The sequence below is a fragment of the Parvibaculum indicum genome, from assembly GCF_011762095.1.
GTDB lineage: Bacteria > Pseudomonadota > Alphaproteobacteria > Parvibaculales > Parvibaculaceae > Parvibaculum > Parvibaculum indicum.
Map to the genome: position 1 here is coordinate 66,890 of NZ_JAASQO010000011.1, position 14,972 is coordinate 81,861.

The 14,972-nt window shown below is 62.4% G+C and carries 15 protein-coding genes; 8 read left to right on the plus strand and 7 right to left on the minus strand.

Annotated features, from left to right (window positions below):
* The first annotated feature begins 4 nt into the window (after positions 1 to 4).
* The 3 genes from FHS78_RS14015 to FHS78_RS14025 are packed head-to-tail and all read left to right on the plus strand — an operon-like array spanning position 5 to position 2,527.
* Positions 5 to 283 carry a hypothetical protein gene (locus FHS78_RS14015; RefSeq protein ID WP_167094997.1) on the plus strand — a complete coding sequence of 93 codons (279 nt, stop codon included), beginning with the start codon at positions 5 to 7 and terminating at the stop codon, positions 281 to 283.
* Positions 284 to 337: 54 nt separating this feature from the next.
* Complete coding sequence (locus FHS78_RS14020) at positions 338 to 1,573, plus strand: serine hydrolase domain-containing protein (RefSeq protein WP_167095094.1); 1,236 nt, start codon at positions 338 to 340, stop codon at positions 1,571 to 1,573.
* A 48-nt stretch (positions 1,574 to 1,621) separates the two neighbouring features.
* The gene (locus FHS78_RS14025; RefSeq protein ID WP_167094998.1) at positions 1,622 to 2,527 is read left to right on the plus strand and encodes an EamA family transporter; all 906 of its coding nucleotides are present in this window, start codon (positions 1,622 to 1,624) and stop codon (positions 2,525 to 2,527) included.
* Between the two features lie 13 nt (positions 2,528 to 2,540).
* Here FHS78_RS14025 and FHS78_RS14030 read toward each other — a convergent pair whose 3' ends face one another.
* Positions 2,541 to 3,410 (minus strand): TauD/TfdA dioxygenase family protein, encoded by an 870-nt coding sequence (locus FHS78_RS14030; RefSeq protein ID WP_167094999.1) that lies wholly within the window; start codon positions 3,408 to 3,410, stop codon positions 2,541 to 2,543.
* Between the two features lie 75 nt (positions 3,411 to 3,485).
* Positions 3,486 to 4,328, minus strand: a complete 843-nt coding sequence (locus FHS78_RS14035) for a TauD/TfdA dioxygenase family protein (protein ID WP_167095000.1) — start codon at positions 4,326 to 4,328, stop codon at positions 3,486 to 3,488.
* Between the two features lie 122 nt (positions 4,329 to 4,450).
* On the opposite strand from FHS78_RS14035, the gene FHS78_RS14040 reads away from it, so the two are divergent.
* The gene (locus FHS78_RS14040) at positions 4,451 to 5,143 is read left to right on the plus strand and encodes a Crp/Fnr family transcriptional regulator (protein WP_167095001.1); all 693 of its coding nucleotides are present in this window, start codon (positions 4,451 to 4,453) and stop codon (positions 5,141 to 5,143) included.
* Between the two features lie 56 nt (positions 5,144 to 5,199).
* Here FHS78_RS14040 and FHS78_RS14045 read toward each other — a convergent pair whose 3' ends face one another.
* Positions 5,200 to 6,198: a nitronate monooxygenase gene (locus FHS78_RS14045; RefSeq protein ID WP_167095002.1), complete on the minus strand. Its 999-nt coding sequence runs from the start codon at positions 6,196 to 6,198 to the stop codon at positions 5,200 to 5,202.
* A 204-nt stretch (positions 6,199 to 6,402) separates the two neighbouring features.
* On the opposite strand from FHS78_RS14045, the gene FHS78_RS14050 reads away from it, so the two are divergent.
* On the plus strand, positions 6,403 to 7,308 hold the full coding sequence (locus FHS78_RS14050; RefSeq protein ID WP_167095003.1) for a LysR family transcriptional regulator: 906 nt from the start codon (positions 6,403 to 6,405) through the stop codon (positions 7,306 to 7,308).
* Positions 7,309 to 7,424: 116 nt separating this feature from the next.
* A complete protein-coding gene (locus FHS78_RS14055) occupies positions 7,425 to 8,432 on the plus strand; it encodes an NAD(P)H-dependent flavin oxidoreductase (RefSeq protein ID WP_167095004.1) in 1,008 nt (335 codons plus the stop codon).
* Between the two features lie 200 nt (positions 8,433 to 8,632).
* Here the strand turns inward: FHS78_RS14055 and FHS78_RS14060 are convergent, their stop codons facing one another.
* On the minus strand, positions 8,633 to 9,658 hold the full coding sequence (locus FHS78_RS14060) for an SDR family NAD(P)-dependent oxidoreductase (RefSeq protein ID WP_167095005.1): 1,026 nt from the start codon (positions 9,656 to 9,658) through the stop codon (positions 8,633 to 8,635).
* Positions 9,659 to 9,750: 92 nt separating this feature from the next.
* Here FHS78_RS14060 and FHS78_RS14065 point away from each other — a divergent pair, with 92 nt between their 5' ends.
* A complete protein-coding gene (locus tag FHS78_RS14065; protein ID WP_167095006.1) occupies positions 9,751 to 10,656 on the plus strand; it encodes a LysR family transcriptional regulator in 906 nt (301 codons plus the stop codon).
* Between the two features lie 99 nt (positions 10,657 to 10,755).
* A complete protein-coding gene (locus tag FHS78_RS14070) occupies positions 10,756 to 11,991 on the plus strand; it encodes an acyl-CoA dehydrogenase (RefSeq protein WP_167095007.1) in 1,236 nt (411 codons plus the stop codon).
* A gap of 57 nt (positions 11,992 to 12,048) precedes the next feature.
* Here the strand turns inward: FHS78_RS14070 and FHS78_RS14075 are convergent, their stop codons facing one another.
* The 3 genes from FHS78_RS14075 to FHS78_RS14085 all read right to left on the minus strand — a co-directional run bounded on the left by FHS78_RS14075 (position 12,049) and on the right by FHS78_RS14085 (position 14,947).
* Entirely contained in the window at positions 12,049 to 12,465 is a 417-nt protein-coding gene (locus FHS78_RS14075) for a hypothetical protein (protein ID WP_167095008.1), read from the minus strand.
* 203 nt (positions 12,466 to 12,668) lie between these two features.
* Positions 12,669 to 13,304: a peptidoglycan L,D-endopeptidase MepK gene (gene mepK / locus FHS78_RS14080; protein WP_205305323.1), complete on the minus strand. Its 636-nt coding sequence runs from the start codon at positions 13,302 to 13,304 to the stop codon at positions 12,669 to 12,671.
* Positions 13,305 to 13,405: 101 nt separating this feature from the next.
* Positions 13,406 to 14,947 (minus strand): L,D-transpeptidase family protein, encoded by a 1,542-nt coding sequence (locus FHS78_RS14085; protein WP_167095009.1) that lies wholly within the window; start codon positions 14,945 to 14,947, stop codon positions 13,406 to 13,408.
* Positions 14,948 to 14,972 lie beyond the last annotated feature (25 nt).

The window sequence follows — 14,972 nt, forward strand, 5'->3', positions numbered from 1 at the left end:
TTCCATGGGCGAAGTCGTCAGGTTTCCGGGCGATCTCATCACCGAACACGACAAGCGCCGCCTGATGGATGCCGCCGACGCCAGCCCTTTCGATATTTCCTTCCGGAACAATGAGAAAGACGAGCCGGTACCCTATCTCACGCGCTGCGGCGAGATGCGCCCCTTTTGGCGGCTGCGCAAGGGAGGCTGCGGCTGGGAGGCGGTGATACTGACAGGTGACGAGGCTGGTCAGGTGGGAGGCCGCGGCAGGACCGTGGATGAATTGATGCGCGCGCTCATATAGCCGCGCATTCAGGACTGAGAACAGAAAGACGGGGGAGGAAACCCAATGGACAGCATGCAGCAACTGACGGCGCGACCGGTCGATGTCGGCCTCGACCCGGATCGGCTTTCCGCCATCCCGAACTTTTTCGGCTCCTATGTCGATCGCGGCAAGCTCGCAGGCGTTTCCACCCTTGTCGCACGCGACGGCAAGCTCGTTCATTTCGAAACCGTCGGCATGCGCGACACCGCGCGCGGACTGCCGCTCGAAAAAGATACGATCTTCCGCATCTATTCCATGACCAAGCCGGTCACCTCGCTTGCGCTGATGATGCTCTATGAGGAAGGTCGCTTTCAGCTCGGCCATGAGGTGTCGCGCTACATTCCCGAATTCAAGGAATTGCGGGTCTGGGACGGCGGTACGCCCGAAAGCTACGAGACCAGGCCGCTGGCGCGGGAAATGACGATCCGCGACCTGCTCACCCATACCTCCGGCCTCACCTACGATTTCATGCATGCCCATCCGGTGGATTCGATGTACCGCAAGGCCGGTATCGGCGGTGCGCGAACGCAGGGCCTCACGCTGAAGGGGATGGTGGAAAGGCTGGCGGAAATCCCGCTGCTCTTTTCGCCCGGCGAGCACTGGAACTATTCCGTTTCGACCGATGTCTGCGGTTATCTCATCGAAGTCCTGTCGGGACAGTCCCTCGATCAGTTTCTCGCCTCGCGCATCTTCGCGCCGTTGGGCATGGACGATACGGGCTTCAGCGTCCCGGTGGAGAAGGCGCATCGCCTCGCCACCAATTACGAGAAGGACCCGAAAACGCGCGAGGTCCGCGTCTGCGACATGGGGGACGAGACGAGCACCTATGTGCAGCCGAATTCCTTCCTGTCGGGCGGCGGCGGGCTTGTCTCCACGCAGATGGATTATTTCCGCTTCTGCCGCATGCTGTTCAATGGCGGCGAACTGGACGGGACGCGGCTTGTCAGCCGCAAGACCCTGGAGCTCATGACCATGAACCACCTGCCCGACGACAAGACCATGAAGGACATGGACAATTCCGCCTTCTCCGAAACGGGCGTGGACGGACAGGGTTTCGGTCTCGGGTTTTCGATCCTGCTCGATCAGGCCGCCGCGCAAACCATCGGCTCGCCCGGCATCTATAGCTGGGGCGGTGCAGCCTCGACCTATTTCTGGATCGACCCGGCGGAAGGCCTGATCGCGATTTTGATGACGCAGCTCATGCCGAGCCGCGCCTATCCGCTGCGGCCTCAATTCCAGCAACTCGTCTATGGTGCCGTCTCCGACTGAACCGCGGGCCGGGACAAAGACTTTCCGTTGATGTAAGAGATCGGGATCATGCCGCTCTGGATCCCGATCACCATCGCCGCCGCCTTTCTGCAGAACATGCGCTCGACGCTGCAAAAGCAGTTGTCCGGCGCCATGTCCGCCTATGGCGCAACCTATGTGCGTTTTTCCTTCGGTCTGCCGGTGGCAGCGCTTTATCTGGCAGGCGTCCTGACGTTCACCGGCGCGCCCCTGCCCTCGCCCAACATGGCGACGATGGTTTATGCGGTTGTCGGCGGCCTGGCGCAGATCGTGGCGACCGTGCTGCTGGTCGCGCTTTTTGCCTATCGCAATTTCGCGGTAGGGACCGCCTACTCCAAGACCGAGACCGTGCAGACAGCGATCTTCGGCATCGTGGTGCTGGGCGATCATCTGACATGGGGCGCGGTACTTGCCATTCTGGTGAGCCTTGCCGGCGTGCTGATGATCTCCATGGCGAAAAGCGACCTGCCGCTCAGGCGTTTCTGGCGCTCGCTCGGCGAAAAACCCGCGCTGATGGGGATAGCGTCGGGCGCGCTATACGGCATCTCAGCGGTATCCTACCGCGCGGGCGCGCTGTCGCTGGGGCTTGAGGGTTTCGTGCTGCCGGCAGCCTTCATGCTTTTCGTGGTGCTGGCCGTTCAAACGGTCACGATGACGGGCTGGCTCTGGCTCTATCGGAGGGACGACCTCAAGGCCGCCTTCCGCCTCTGGCCGCAAAGCGCCGCCGTCGGGCTTATCGGCGCGCTCGGGTCCATCGGCTGGTTCAGCGCGATGACGCTGCAAAACGCGGCCTATGTGCGGGCGCTCGGCCAGATCGAGCTTGTCTTCACCTTCATCACCTCGCATCTCGTCTTCCGCGAAAAGACCTCGCGGCTCGAATTTCTCGGCATCGTGCTGGTGGTCGGCGGCTTGCTGCTGCTCGTACTGGGACGTTAGACGCCCGCCCCCCCTAGACCGGCCGATCGCCGGCAAAAGTCGTGCGATACATCAGACGTCGATAGCCGTCATACCCGCCTTCTGCAAAATGCTGCACGCAGCGATTGTCCCACATGAGCAACATGTCGGGCTGCCAGGCATGGCGGTACAGGAACTCTTCCTGAATGCAGCGCGCACATAGCGTTCCCAGAAGTTTCTTTCCCTCCTCCTCCGGCAGCGCGTCGAGGCCGATGGTATAGACCGGATTGACGAAGAGCGACTTGCGGCCGGTTTCCGGATGCGTGCGCACCACGGGATGAAGCTGACGCTCCATCGCCTCGTCGGACGGGACGATATTCAGGCTGCGCTTTTCCTTCTCATTGGCATAGAAGCCATGCTTCGAGTAAGGCAGCTCCGCGCTGTGCACGCCCATCAGCCCTGCAACACGCTCTTTCATGTCGTCATCGAGACTGTCATAGGCGCGACGGCAATCGGCAAAGAAGGTGCGCCCGCCCCTGGGCGGCACTTCGCGCGACAGGAGGATGGTGCCCGCCGGCGGTGCGACCTGAAACGAATAGTCGGAATGCCAACCCGCGCCGAAATTGGACGAGGTTTCATCCGCTTCGCGCAGCAGCTCCAGAATATTGGGATGGCCCTTCACCGGCTCGATGAAATCGGTCTTTCCCCAATCGCCCATGTAGAGCGTAAAGCGCTCCAGCTCTTCCAGGCTCAGCGGCTGGCCGGGAAACCAGACCACGGCATGGTTCAGCCAGGCTTCGCGAATGTCGCGAATGGTTTCGGCGTCGAGAGGCCGGCGCAGATCGATCCCGGTAATCTCAGCGCCGAATCCATCCGGGTTCGGACGAACGACGATATGGCTGGTCAGCTTCGCCTGTTGCGACATGGGTTCCTCCCTCTCCCTTTGCGCATATCTGCGCTTGGGCGAAGTCTGCCATGCCGCGTTTAGAGACGAAAGAAATCAGTTGAGTGCGCTGCCACCGATCGTGATGCGGTGCATCAAACGCTTCTGCCCGTGATAATCGTTCACGGCATAGTGCCAGGTGCAGCGATTGTCCCAGAAGGCAATGGAACCGGGCCTCCATTCGAAACGGCAGGTATATTCGGGCCGCGTCGCATGGCGATAGAGATAGGCCAGAAGGCCTTCGCTTTCCTCCGCCGTCCAGCCCTCGAAATGCATGGTGAAACCCGGATTGACATAGAGCGCCTTGCGGCCTGTTTCCGGATGCGCCAGCACCACGGGATGGACGGCGCTGCCGACGAGATCCTCGCCCTTGAAGCCGGCCCCTTGGTCGGTGTTCTTGTAGAAGCCGGCCGCGCCGAACGCCATTTCGTTGGAGTGGACCGCCCGCAGGCCTTCCAGCGTCTTCTTCATGCCGTCGGAAAGTCCCTCATAGGCGGCATACATATTGGCAAAGAGCGTATCGCCGCCATCCGTCGGCAGCTCGCGCGCCACGAGTATGGAGCCCATGGCGGGCACCTGGTCGTAGGAGTGATCCGTGTGCCAGCCACCGCCGATATTGGTCTTCTGCTCCTTCTCCTTCCGCACTTCGGCGATCTCCGGATATTTGCCGTTGGCGGGGAAGAACTTGTTGATGTCGATCTCGCCCCAGCGCTGCGCGAAGGCGATGTGCTCCTCCGGGGTGATGTCCTGATCGCGGAAAAAGATCACGCCATGCTCGAAATAGAGGCGGCGGATATCCTCCATCTCGCTGTTGGAGAGGCGGGCGATATCCACGCCGTGGATTTCCAGCCCGCAGCCTGCCGAGACCTTCTTCGCTTCGAGGGTCGCACTCGTCGTCATGTTTTCCTCCCGCGGCCCGTTTGCCGCTCCTGCCGGATTCCCGGCTTTTTCCCATTGCATCGATGATATGCGCCTGAAAAGAAGGTATTGTTACAAAGGTAACAATACGGATTTCCGCACAAATGCCCCTTTCCAGGACCGACATCTCGAAAATCCTCGCCCCCGATCCCTGGTTCTCGCGCCAGCCGGAAAACCTGCAGGCGGCATTGGTCGCGGAAGCGCAGGAGGTACAGGCCGGCGCAGGCCGCTGGATCTACGATGCAGGAGAAAGCGCGAGCGGGCTCTACGGCACGCTGTCGGGATCCATCGCCATGCATATCGGCATCGAGAACGAGGAGCCCGCGCTGGTCAGCATTATCGGGCCCGGTCATATTTTCGGCTATACGGGCCGTTTTCTGGGCGGACGGCGTATTGCCACGGCGGTGGCGCGCGAACCGACCACGCTGCTCTACCTGCCCGAACGCGGCCTTGAAGCCATTGCGCAACGCCTACCCGACCTCTGGGTCAGGCTTGCCGAACTCTCCAGCATTCATGTGGTCGCGGGCTTCCGGCTTGCCATTGCCAATACGCGGCCCGCGACCCAACGCCTCGCCATCCACCTGCAATTGCTGGCCACGCAATTCAGCCCGTCGCCCCATCTGCCGGTCACGCAGGACGAGCTTTCCGAAATGACCGGCCTTTCCCGCAAGACGGTGAACCGCGTGCTGGCGGGTTTCGAGAAGGACGGCCTTCTTTCGACCGGCTACAGGAGCCTGGAAATCCTCGATCCCGCCCGGCTAAGGGCCACAGGGCGACGTAAAGGCGACCGGGACTGACACAAAAAAGGCGCGTTCCGGAGAACGCGCCTTCGTCCTGTTTTCTCGTCCGGGCCTTACTCGGCGGCCTGCGCGGCCGAAAGGCCCGCCATGCGGTTGAGGCGGGTGCGGATGATGTCTTCGGCTTCCGAGACCATGCGCGACACCAGATCCTGACAGGACGGGATGTCGTGAATGAGGCCCTGCACCATGCCGGCCGACCAGATGCCGTAATCGGGATCGCCTTCTTCATAGACGACGCGACCGCGCGCACCGGCGACAAGATGCGCGATATCCTCGATCTTGGCGCCACCCTTCTTCTCGATCTCCACCACTTCCTGGCTCACGGCGTTCTTGGCCACGCGGGCAGTGTTATGGAGCGTGCGGAAAATCAGATCAGTCTGGCGCTCGTCATTGGCGACGATCTGTTCCTTCACCTTCTGGTGGATGGCGCTTTCCTTGGTGCACATGAAGCGCGTACCCATATTGACGCCTTCCGCGCCCAGCGCGAGGGCCGCCACGAGGCCGCGCGCATCGCCGAAGCCACCCGAGGCGATCATCGGAATCTTCACCTTGTCGGCAGCCGCCGGGATGAGGATCAGGCCCGGAATATCGTCCTCGCCGGGATGGCCCGCGCATTCGAACCCGTCGATCGAGATCGCGTCGACGCCCATGCGTTCGGCGGAAAGCGCGTGACGGACGGCCGTGCATTTATGGATGACCTTGATGCCGTGTTCCTTGAAATGGTCCACATGCTCCTGCGGCTTGTAGCCCGCCGTCTCCACGATCTTCACGCCGGATTCGATGATCGCCTGGCGATATTCCGCGTAAGGCGGCGGTGTCAGCGCCGGCAGAATGGTCAGGTTCACGCCGAAGGGCTTGTCGGTGAGCGACTTGCACTTCTCGATCTCCTTGCGCAGATCGTCGGGCGTGGGCTGGGTCAGCGCGGTGATGAAGCCGAGCGCGCCGGCATTGGCGACAGCCGCCACCAGTTCCGCGCGACCGACCCATTGCATACCGCCCTGCACGATCGGCGCTTCGACGCCGAACGTCTCGGTGAATCTTGTCTTGATCACGTGTCTCTCCCTGAAGGACTGATCGTTTTTTGAGCCACTCTCCCGGGGCTCGAATTTTCGATCCCCCTGTCTAGCAGAAAACGGTCCCGATTTGCAGATGTCAAATCTCGGAAAACCCAATGGGCTCAAGCCTCTAAGACATTGAAAACGCGAGGGAAAGGTACCGGGTTGCCTATTCGGGATTAATCGGTGATATGTTCAGGCATGAACAACGAAGCCAGCTGGGACGCCTATCGCATCTTTCTGGCCGTGGCGGAAACGCAAAGCCTTTCCGCCGCCGGTCGGCGTTTGCGCCTCAGCCATGCCACTGTGGGCCGCCATATCTCGGCGCTCGAAACGCAGCTCGGCACGAAGCTTTTCGTGCGCGAACAGACCGGCTATGCGCTGACCGGCGCGGGCGAGCGCCTGCGCGCGGAAGTGGAGCCGATGGCGCTGGCCGCCGAGCGCGCCCTTCATGCCGCCAACAGCGCGGATGGCGAGGCGCAAGGGCTCGTCCGGGTCGCCATGCCGCACAGCCTCGCCTGCTACTGGTTCATGCCCTATCTCGGCGAACTCGCCGAGCGGCATCCCGGCGTCGAAATCGAACTGGTGAACGAGATCTCCCAGGTATCGGTCAAGCGGCGCGACGCCGATGTCGTCATCCGTCCCTATGGGCCGGGCCGCGAGAATGTGGTCGGGCGCAAGATCGGCCGCATCGGTGTCGGTTTTTATGCCAGCAAAGCCTATGCGGAGACGCATGGCCTGCCCTCGCGCCGGGAGGAATGGAAGGACCACCGCATCGTGTCCTTCGGCGGCGTCGCGGCGGAGGTGGAGCTTGCCAAATGGCTCGCCCATGTCACCGAGGGGGGAACGACCGCGCTGCGCTGCGTGGCCGATGCCGATCTCGTGCAGGCGGTACGCGCCGGCATCGGCATATCGACGCTCGTCTGCATCACCGGCGATCATTATGACGACCTCATACGCATCGCCCCGCACAAGCTCGCCAACGGCACCGACATGTGGCTGCTTGCCCATCCGGATTTGCGCGACACCGCGCCGGTCCGCGCCGTGCTCGACTTCATCGCGGAAAAGGCCAAGGCCGACAGAGACCGCCTCTCGGGCAAAAGCTGACGCTGCGGCAGCTCCATCTGTTCAAAATCTGACCGACAGCTCTTCACCTGAGAACAAGCGCGAGACGGAAATCCGGTCCATAGTCTCCGCCAACAAATTCACACGCGGAGGAAAACATGGCCCTGCCCGATACGCTCAAAGGCCGGCTGGAACTGCCGGTCATCGGTTCGCCGCTCTTTATCGTTTCCGGCCCGGAACTCGTCATCGCCCAGTGCAAGGCGGGGATCGTGGGCTCGTTCCCGGCGCTCAATGCGCGCCCGGCCCATGTGCTGGAAGAGTGGCTTATCCGTATCAAGAACGAACTGGCGGAATACCAGGCCGCCAATCCGGACAAGAAGGTGGCCCCCTTCGCGGTGAACCAGATCTGCCATGCCTCGAACGATCGCCTCGAACACGACATGGAAATGTGCGTGAAGCATGAAGTGCCGATCATCATCACCTCGCTCCGCCCGCCGGAAGAGGTGGTGAAAGGCGCGCATTCCTATGGCGGCAAGGTCTTTCATGACGTCATCAACGTGAAACATGCCCGAAAGGCCGCCGAACAGGGCGTGGACGGTCTTATTCTCGTCTGTGCGGGCGCGGGCGGTCATGCGGGCACGCTTTCGCCCTTCGCGCTGGTGCGCGAGGTGAAGCAGTGGTTCGACGGCACGGTGATCCTGTCGGGCGCGATGTCCGACGGCTGGAGCATCGCCGGTGCGCTCGCCATGGGCGCGGACCTTGCCTATCTCGGCACGCGCTTCGTCGCCACGCAGGAAGCGAACGCAGAGGCCGCCTACAAGCAGAACCTCATCGAACACAGCGCCGAGGACATCGTCTATTCGAACCTCTTTACGGGCGTGCATGGCAACTACCTTGCCCCTTCCATTGCCGCGGCCGGTCTCGATCCCAACAACCTGCCCGAGGCCGACAAGTCGAAGATGAATTTCGGCTCCGGCGGCAACATGAAGCAGAAGGCCTGGAAGGATATCTGGGGCTCCGGCCAGGGTATCGGCCAGATCAAGGACGCGCCGCCTGTGGGCGAGCTGGTCGACCGGCTGAAAAGCGAATATGTGCAGGCCTGCCGCGAATTCGCCGAGCGCATGCCGGCGGAAGCGCTTCAGGGCCTGAAGGCCGCGGCGGAGTAACACCCTCGCAAAAACATGTCGTCCCGGAAATTGCATCCGGGACGACATTTATTTCCCGTCACGCCAGATAGGGGCCGACGCCGAATATGGCGAGCGTGAAGACATAGGTCCAGAAGACCGCGACGGCCATCAGATAGACGATCTCTTCGGCTTTCCTGAAGGGGTTCATTTCCTTCTCTCCATAGCGATGAATTGAACGGCTACGCAGTGGCCGCGTTTTTTCGCGAGGCGGCGATCGCTTTGACTGTCGGGGGCTTCATGCAACCGAGTTCGATCAGACAATCGCGCAATGCGATCTCGACAGGCGTGCGGGGTTCCTCGCCGAGGAATGCGACGAGCTTTGCGTTGTCGAGATGGAGAGGCTTCCGCCAGAGGTAGTGCATCTCCAGCATCTCGCGGAAGGTCTCCACGAAAGGCGACGCCAGGCGGATCAGCCACCAGGGGAAGCGGCGGATCGGCAGCTTTTCATTGCCCGCGGCACGGCACGTTGCTTCGGCGAGTTCGATGCCGCGCCGAAACCAGTAACCTTCGAAATGAAACCGCTCGAAGGCGCCCAACTCGTCCCTCCGCTCGACAAGCTGCGCGAAGGTGTCGGCAAGGTCGGGCAGATACGCCCAGTCATGACCGACCTGCGGAACGCCCGGATAGACGACGCGGCGGAGCTTCCGGCCCGGCTTCACGATGGCGGCCGCGAACCAGTTATTAGCCGAGAGCCCGCCGAGGAAGTCGCCCGCACGAAGGATCAAAACCTGCGTGCCTTCTTGCGCGGTTTCACGCAGCCGGTTCTCCATCTCGACGCGGATGCCGCCCTTTCGGGTTTTCGGGTTCTGCGGCGCCTCCTCATTCACGAAGACGCCGGCATCCGGACCGAAATTATAGACGGTGCCGGGAAAGGCGATCATCGCCCCGCTGGCTTTCGCCGCCGCGATGGTGCTTTCGAGCATGGGGAGCGCCAGCCCCTTCCAGTTGCGATAGCCGGGCGGGTTCGCGCCGTGAAAGATGAGGCTCACGCCCTCCGCCGCCCTGATGACGTCGGCAGGGTTCATGGCATCGCCCTTCACCCATTCGACGGGCCCGAGCGCGGCATGGGTCCTGGCGGCGGCTTCCGGCTTGCGGTTGAGGGCGCGGATCGTCCAGCCGCGCGCGGCCAGCGCCCTCGTAACGGCACCGCCGATACCGCCTGTGGCACCGATGATGAGAACTGTCTTCCGAGATTTGTCGGTCATTGGGATCACCTCCGTTATCGATGAGGTGAAGGTGATCTATTCACTGACGAATATAAATTGCCTGAATTTCTCTATCTGATATTCATTTATGTATGAACAAGACGGAACCGGGCTGGGAATTCTATCGCTCCTTCCTCGCAGTGATGCGGGAGGGAAGCCTGTCGGGCGCCGCGCGCCTGTTGGGGCTGACCCAACCGACGGTGGGCCGCCATATCGACGCGCTCGAAGACGAGCTGGGCGTCAGTCTTTTCACCCGCTCGCAAAACGGGCTCTCCCCGACCGACAGCGCACTCTCGCTGATGCCTCATGCAGAGGCCATGGCAAGCGCCGCTGACGCGCTGCGGCGCGCGGCCACGGGGGCGGCGGATGAGGATCGCGGCACGGTGCGCCTCACTGCCAGCGAGATCATCGGCACCGAGGTGCTGCCCCCCATGCTCACCTCGTTCAGGGAAAAGCACCCGATGATCGCTGTCGAAATGGTGATCTCCAACCGGAATACCGACCTTCTCAGGCGCGAGGCCGATATCGCGATCCGCATGGCCCAGCCGACGCAAAGCGCGCTGGTGGCCAGGAAGGTGGGCACGGTTCACCTCGGCTTTCATGCCCACCCCGCCTATATCGAAAAACACGGCCTCCCCTCCACCATGGAGGAGCTGAGCGAGCACCCGGTGATCGGCTATGACCGGAATGCCTCCATCCGGCGGCTCGACCAGGTGAGTGTCGAACTGACGCGGGATTTCTTCACCTATAGATGCGACAGCGATGTCGCCCAATACGGCATGCTGAAAGCCGGTTTCGGCATCGGTGTCTGCCAATACCCGCTCGGCAAGCGGGACGGGCTCGTCTCCTTCATGCCGGAAGCCTTCGATTTCCCGCTCGATATCTGGATCGTCATGCATGAGGATCTGCGCGGAAACCGCCGGATGCGGCTGATGTTCGACCATCTGGCCGAGACATTGGGCTCCTATGCCCGGTCCGCCGGACACCCGGTGGCCTGACGCAACGTCTTCCTTTTCTTCCTCCGGCCTCGCCCTCGCCGCCTCCGGCTGCTATATCACTGCCAAATCTCTCGAATTTCAGCTTGAGGACCCTGTTCCATGTCGCAAGCCGCCAAGAGCGCTTCCGCGCCCGCCGGAAACCCCAATCCCCCGCTCGCTTCCTTCAACTGGGAGGATCCGCTGCTGCTCGATGAGCAGCTCACCGAGGAAGAGCGAATGGTGCGCGACAGCGCGCGCGCTTATGCGGACGAAAAGCTGATGACCCGCGTGAAGGAGGCCAACCGCAACGAGGTCTTCCATCGCGAGATCATGAACGAGATGGGCGCGCAGGGCATGCTGGGCTGCACCCTGCCGGAAGATTATGGCTGCGCCGGTCTTTCCTATGTCTGCTACGGGCTCGTCGCCCGCGAAGTCGAGCGCGTCGACAGCGGCTATCGCTCGGCGATGAGCGTGCAGTCTTCCCTCGTCATGCACCCGATCAACGCCTATGGCACGGAAGAGCAGAAGCAGAAATTCCTGCCCAAGCTCGCGAGCGGCGAATATGTCGGCTGCTTCGGCCTCACCGAGCCCGACCACGGCTCCGATCCCGGCTCCATGAAGACCCGCGCGAAGAAGGTCGATGGCGGCTACATCCTCAACGGCGCGAAGATGTGGATCACCAATTCGCCCATCGCGGATATCGCGGTCGTCTGGGCAAAGCTCGAGGAAGACGGCAAGGACAATATTCGCGGCTTCATCGTGGAGCGTGGCATGAAGGGGTTCGAGACGCCGAAGATCGAGGGCAAGTTCTCGCTCCGCGCCTCCATTACCGGCGAGATTTCGCTATCGGACGTGTTCGTGCCGGACGAGAACTTCCTGCCGCATGTACGCGGGCTCGCCGGTCCCTTCGGCTGCCTCAACCGGGCGCGCTACGGCATTGCCTGGGGCGCAATGGGCGCGGCGGAATTCTGCTGGCATGCGGCGCGGCAGTACACGCTCGACCGGACCCAGTTCGGCCGTCCGCTGGCCGCGAACCAGCTCGTCCAGAAGAAGCTGGCCGACATGCAGACCGAAATCACGCTGGGCCTCCAGGGCTGCCTGCAGCTCGGTCGTCTCTTCGACGAGAACAAGGCGGCACCCGCCGCCATCTCGCTCATGAAGCGGAACAATTGCGGCAAGGCGCTCGACATCGCCCGCGTCGCGCGCGACATGCATGGCGGCAATGGCGTCTCCGACGAATATCACGTCATCCGCCACGTCATGAATCTCGAAGCGGTGAACACCTATGAGGGCACGCATGACGTTCATACGCTGATCCTCGGCCGCGAGCAGACGGGTATCCAGGCGTTCGCATGACCTGCAAACCGCGACCGCCATGCAGGCGGTCGCGGTTCGCTCATCGGCAAGAGGCCTCTAGCGAGGCTCGCCTTCGCCCATCATGGCGCCGGTCGTGGCGTCCATGGTTACCGATACATCCTGGCCGTCGGGACCTGTCGCGTTGAAGACGATTTCGTCTTCATTCTCCGTATCGACCCGTTCGATGTCGGTATAGCCCTTGGCGGCCAGGCGTTCCTCCATCCCGGCAATGGTGGTCATGCCGTCCTGCATCGGCTTCGACGCATCGGGCGTTTCTTCCGGCACGGCGGCATCGGAAGGACCGCCATTCATCGGGGTTTCAGCACCCGATTCCATGCCGGAATCGGCCGTCACGCCTCCCGAGGCATCCACACCCGAACCCTCGGGCGTAGTGCTGACCGGGTCGGCAAGAGCGGGCGCCGACACCAGAGCCAACGCCGTACCGGCGACAAGAATTTTCCTGAGCGAACGCATATCGACTCTCCTCATGATCGTTTCTGCGTTTCCTGCGGAAGCGCTTGAGACCAGAAGGTGGTTGTCGATCGGGACGAAAATCCGGCGAGGATCGGGCAATGCCGCGACGATTTGATGCCCGCGCCCCCGTAACTTTTTCCGAAATACAGACCGGGCGGTGCATGTCGCGCGGCGTCGGCTTTCCGGTCGTCCTGCCCTAAAGGTCAGACGTGGCGCGCCGCGCCCCAGCGCCGTACCGGTCCGATATCGATATGCACGAAATCGGACCGCGGATAATAGCCGACGCCGCCGACGCGCAAATCCATGGCCGCGTCGTAGACCTTGCCCACATTGCGGTTCGGCACGCGGATATCCACCGCCATGCCTTTCATATGGTAGGAGCGCTTCGCGACGCCGTTGCTCTTGGCGCGCAGTGCCGCATTCGTCCGCGGCGAGCGGTACCCCGAAATGATGTTGAGTTCCTCGCTGGTGTCGAGCTTCAGCTGCATCGCATACATCAGATCCAGCAGGTCCGGCGCCATCCGGTAGGCTTCATCGGCACGATGGTCCCGCAGGATATGATCGATCGCCGCCATCGCCTCCGGCTCGTATTTGCCTTCGGCCCAATAGGTGATCTTGGCGTGCTCGCCGGTATGCGTATTGAAGAGACGAAGTGTGCGCGCATCGCCGGCCGCGGCAAGCAGATCGGCTTCGGGTGCCGGTTTCGGCGACGACGCTCCCAGACCGGACGGCCGCGCCATCGGCAGACGCAACGCAGCGCTTGCCGGTTCCACCGCCGCCATGGTCGACAACGCAGCTATACCGCCTAGAAGCCCGCGGCGGGAAATCTGTACTGACACTTCTGACCTCTCGACTGATTGCCCCCAGCCGCGATCAATCTACCCTGTCCCGAGGTTTTGCCAATATGATTTGGATCATAAGGTCGCCGGACACCGAAGGCCTACATACCGCATGCTTCCACGGGCAGAACGGTCATGTCCGAACCGCCGGCACCCCGGAGCGCGGCTTTCAGCCGGTCATCCCGTCCGTAGACGTCATTACGGAAATTCATTTCCCCGTCTTCGCCGACGAAGGCCGTCCAGTAGACGACTGCGACAGGCAGTTGCTCCGCGACGGGCACACGCACCGTCTCTTCCTCGTCGATCAACCGGTCGATCTCCGCCCGGGCGTCGCCGCCCCCCAGGAGCACGGCTGCCAGTTCCCGCGGTTTCTGAAGGCGGATACAGCCATGGCTGAGCCAGCGATAGTCGCGAGCGAAGAGCGAGCGCGCATTGGTGTCGTGCATATAGACGGCATAGCGGCTCGGGAAATCGATCTTCAGCCGCCCCAGGGAATTATGCTCTCCGGGCGACTGGACGATGCGGCCGTCCACCCATTCCATATGCTTGCGATCCATATAGGTGTCGTCCCTGGCGATCTTCGGCAGAAGCTCGTTCTTCGTGATGGAGGACGGCACGTTCCAGGGCGGATTGGCGATAACCGCCTGAGCCCGGCTGACGATGATCGGGGTCCGGGTTTTCTTCGCGCCGACGATCGCGCGCATGGAAAGTTCCGTCCGCCCCTCCCGGATCAGGCTTAACTGCGCCGCCGCCGCATTGACCTCGATACGGGTGGGCGGCAATGCGTGTGCAAGCACGCGCCAACGCTCCAGATTGAGGGCGATCTGCTCGACACGCCGGGCAGGCGGGGTGTTGAGCTGGGCCAGCGTATTGCGTCCCACCACGCCATCGACCTCCAGCCCGTGCCGTGCCTGATAATGGCGCACCGCGGCTTCTATTTCCGGAGTGTAAAGCGTACCGGCGGGCAGACCATCGGCATCTCCGGCCGATGCAAGCCGGGCGGCCAGCCGCGGCACCACGGGAGAACGGTCGCCCGGATGCAGCGCCCGCACCCCCTCCAGCGACAGCGGATGGAATAGGTCCGAGGCCTTTGCTCGATAGGCTTCATAGGCGAAGCGCAGCCGGTTATAGGCCGGGTCGCGCGGCGGCAGTTTTTCGAGCCATGACGCAAAGTCCGGCGTATGGAGCCCCGCGGCCAACGCCCCCGCCGCATCCATTTTCACAGGCGATATCGATACTTCTTCCGCCAGCGCGCCGGGCGGTACGCGACCCGCCGTCATCACGCGCACATAGCGCAGCGCGGCATCGCTCAGCAGCAGTTCCGACGTGTCGCCGCCGGGCGTGAGCTGTTCCAGGGTGTCCAGATGAAACAATGAAGGCGACAGGCCATGGCTCCACACCCGACCGAGTGCCTCCAGCAGGATATTCCGCCGGGATATGCCCCAGACGCAATCGCCATTCTCGAGCGCATAGAAATCCCGCACCCGAAGGAAATCGATCTCGACGCCCTCCGGCAGGCGAGCGGCGACTTCCTCGATACGCTCCGGCGTCATGACGCAGCGGCTTCCCGCGGCGTGAAGCTCTCCCGCCCCTGCCAGCCACACAATGAAAAGTGCACCGAAAATCGTGCCTTGCCGGATCATCAGCCTGCTTCCAAGGTTGCCGTTC

Coding starts and splice junctions, on each gene's coding strand:
- FHS78_RS14025 (WP_167094998.1), top strand. CDS start 1,622: ATGCCGCTCTGGATCCCGATCACCATCGCCGCCGCCTTTCTGCAGAAC.
- FHS78_RS14040 (WP_167095001.1), top strand. CDS start 4,451: ATGCCCCTTTCCAGGACCGACATCTCGAAAATCCTCGCCCCCGATCCC.
- FHS78_RS14060 (WP_167095005.1), bottom strand. CDS start 9,658: ATGACCGACAAATCTCGGAAGACAGTTCTCATCATCGGTGCCACAGGC.
- FHS78_RS14085 (WP_167095009.1), bottom strand. CDS start 14,947: ATGATCCGGCAAGGCACGATTTTCGGTGCACTTTTCATTGTGTGGCTG.
- FHS78_RS14075 (WP_167095008.1), bottom strand. CDS start 12,465: ATGCGTTCGCTCAGGAAAATTCTTGTCGCCGGTACGGCGTTGGCTCTG.
- FHS78_RS14070 (WP_167095007.1), top strand. CDS start 10,756: ATGTCGCAAGCCGCCAAGAGCGCTTCCGCGCCCGCCGGAAACCCCAAT.
- FHS78_RS14055 (WP_167095004.1), top strand. CDS start 7,425: ATGGCCCTGCCCGATACGCTCAAAGGCCGGCTGGAACTGCCGGTCATC.
- FHS78_RS14030 (WP_167094999.1), bottom strand. CDS start 3,410: ATGTCGCAACAGGCGAAGCTGACCAGCCATATCGTCGTTCGTCCGAAC.
- FHS78_RS14065 (WP_167095006.1), top strand. CDS start 9,751: ATGAACAAGACGGAACCGGGCTGGGAATTCTATCGCTCCTTCCTCGCA.
- FHS78_RS14035 (WP_167095000.1), bottom strand. CDS start 4,328: ATGACGACGAGTGCGACCCTCGAAGCGAAGAAGGTCTCGGCAGGCTGC.
- FHS78_RS14050 (WP_167095003.1), top strand. CDS start 6,403: ATGAACAACGAAGCCAGCTGGGACGCCTATCGCATCTTTCTGGCCGTG.
- FHS78_RS14015 (WP_167094997.1), top strand. CDS start 5: ATGGGCGAAGTCGTCAGGTTTCCGGGCGATCTCATCACCGAACACGAC.
- FHS78_RS14020 (WP_167095094.1), top strand. CDS start 338: ATGCAGCAACTGACGGCGCGACCGGTCGATGTCGGCCTCGACCCGGAT.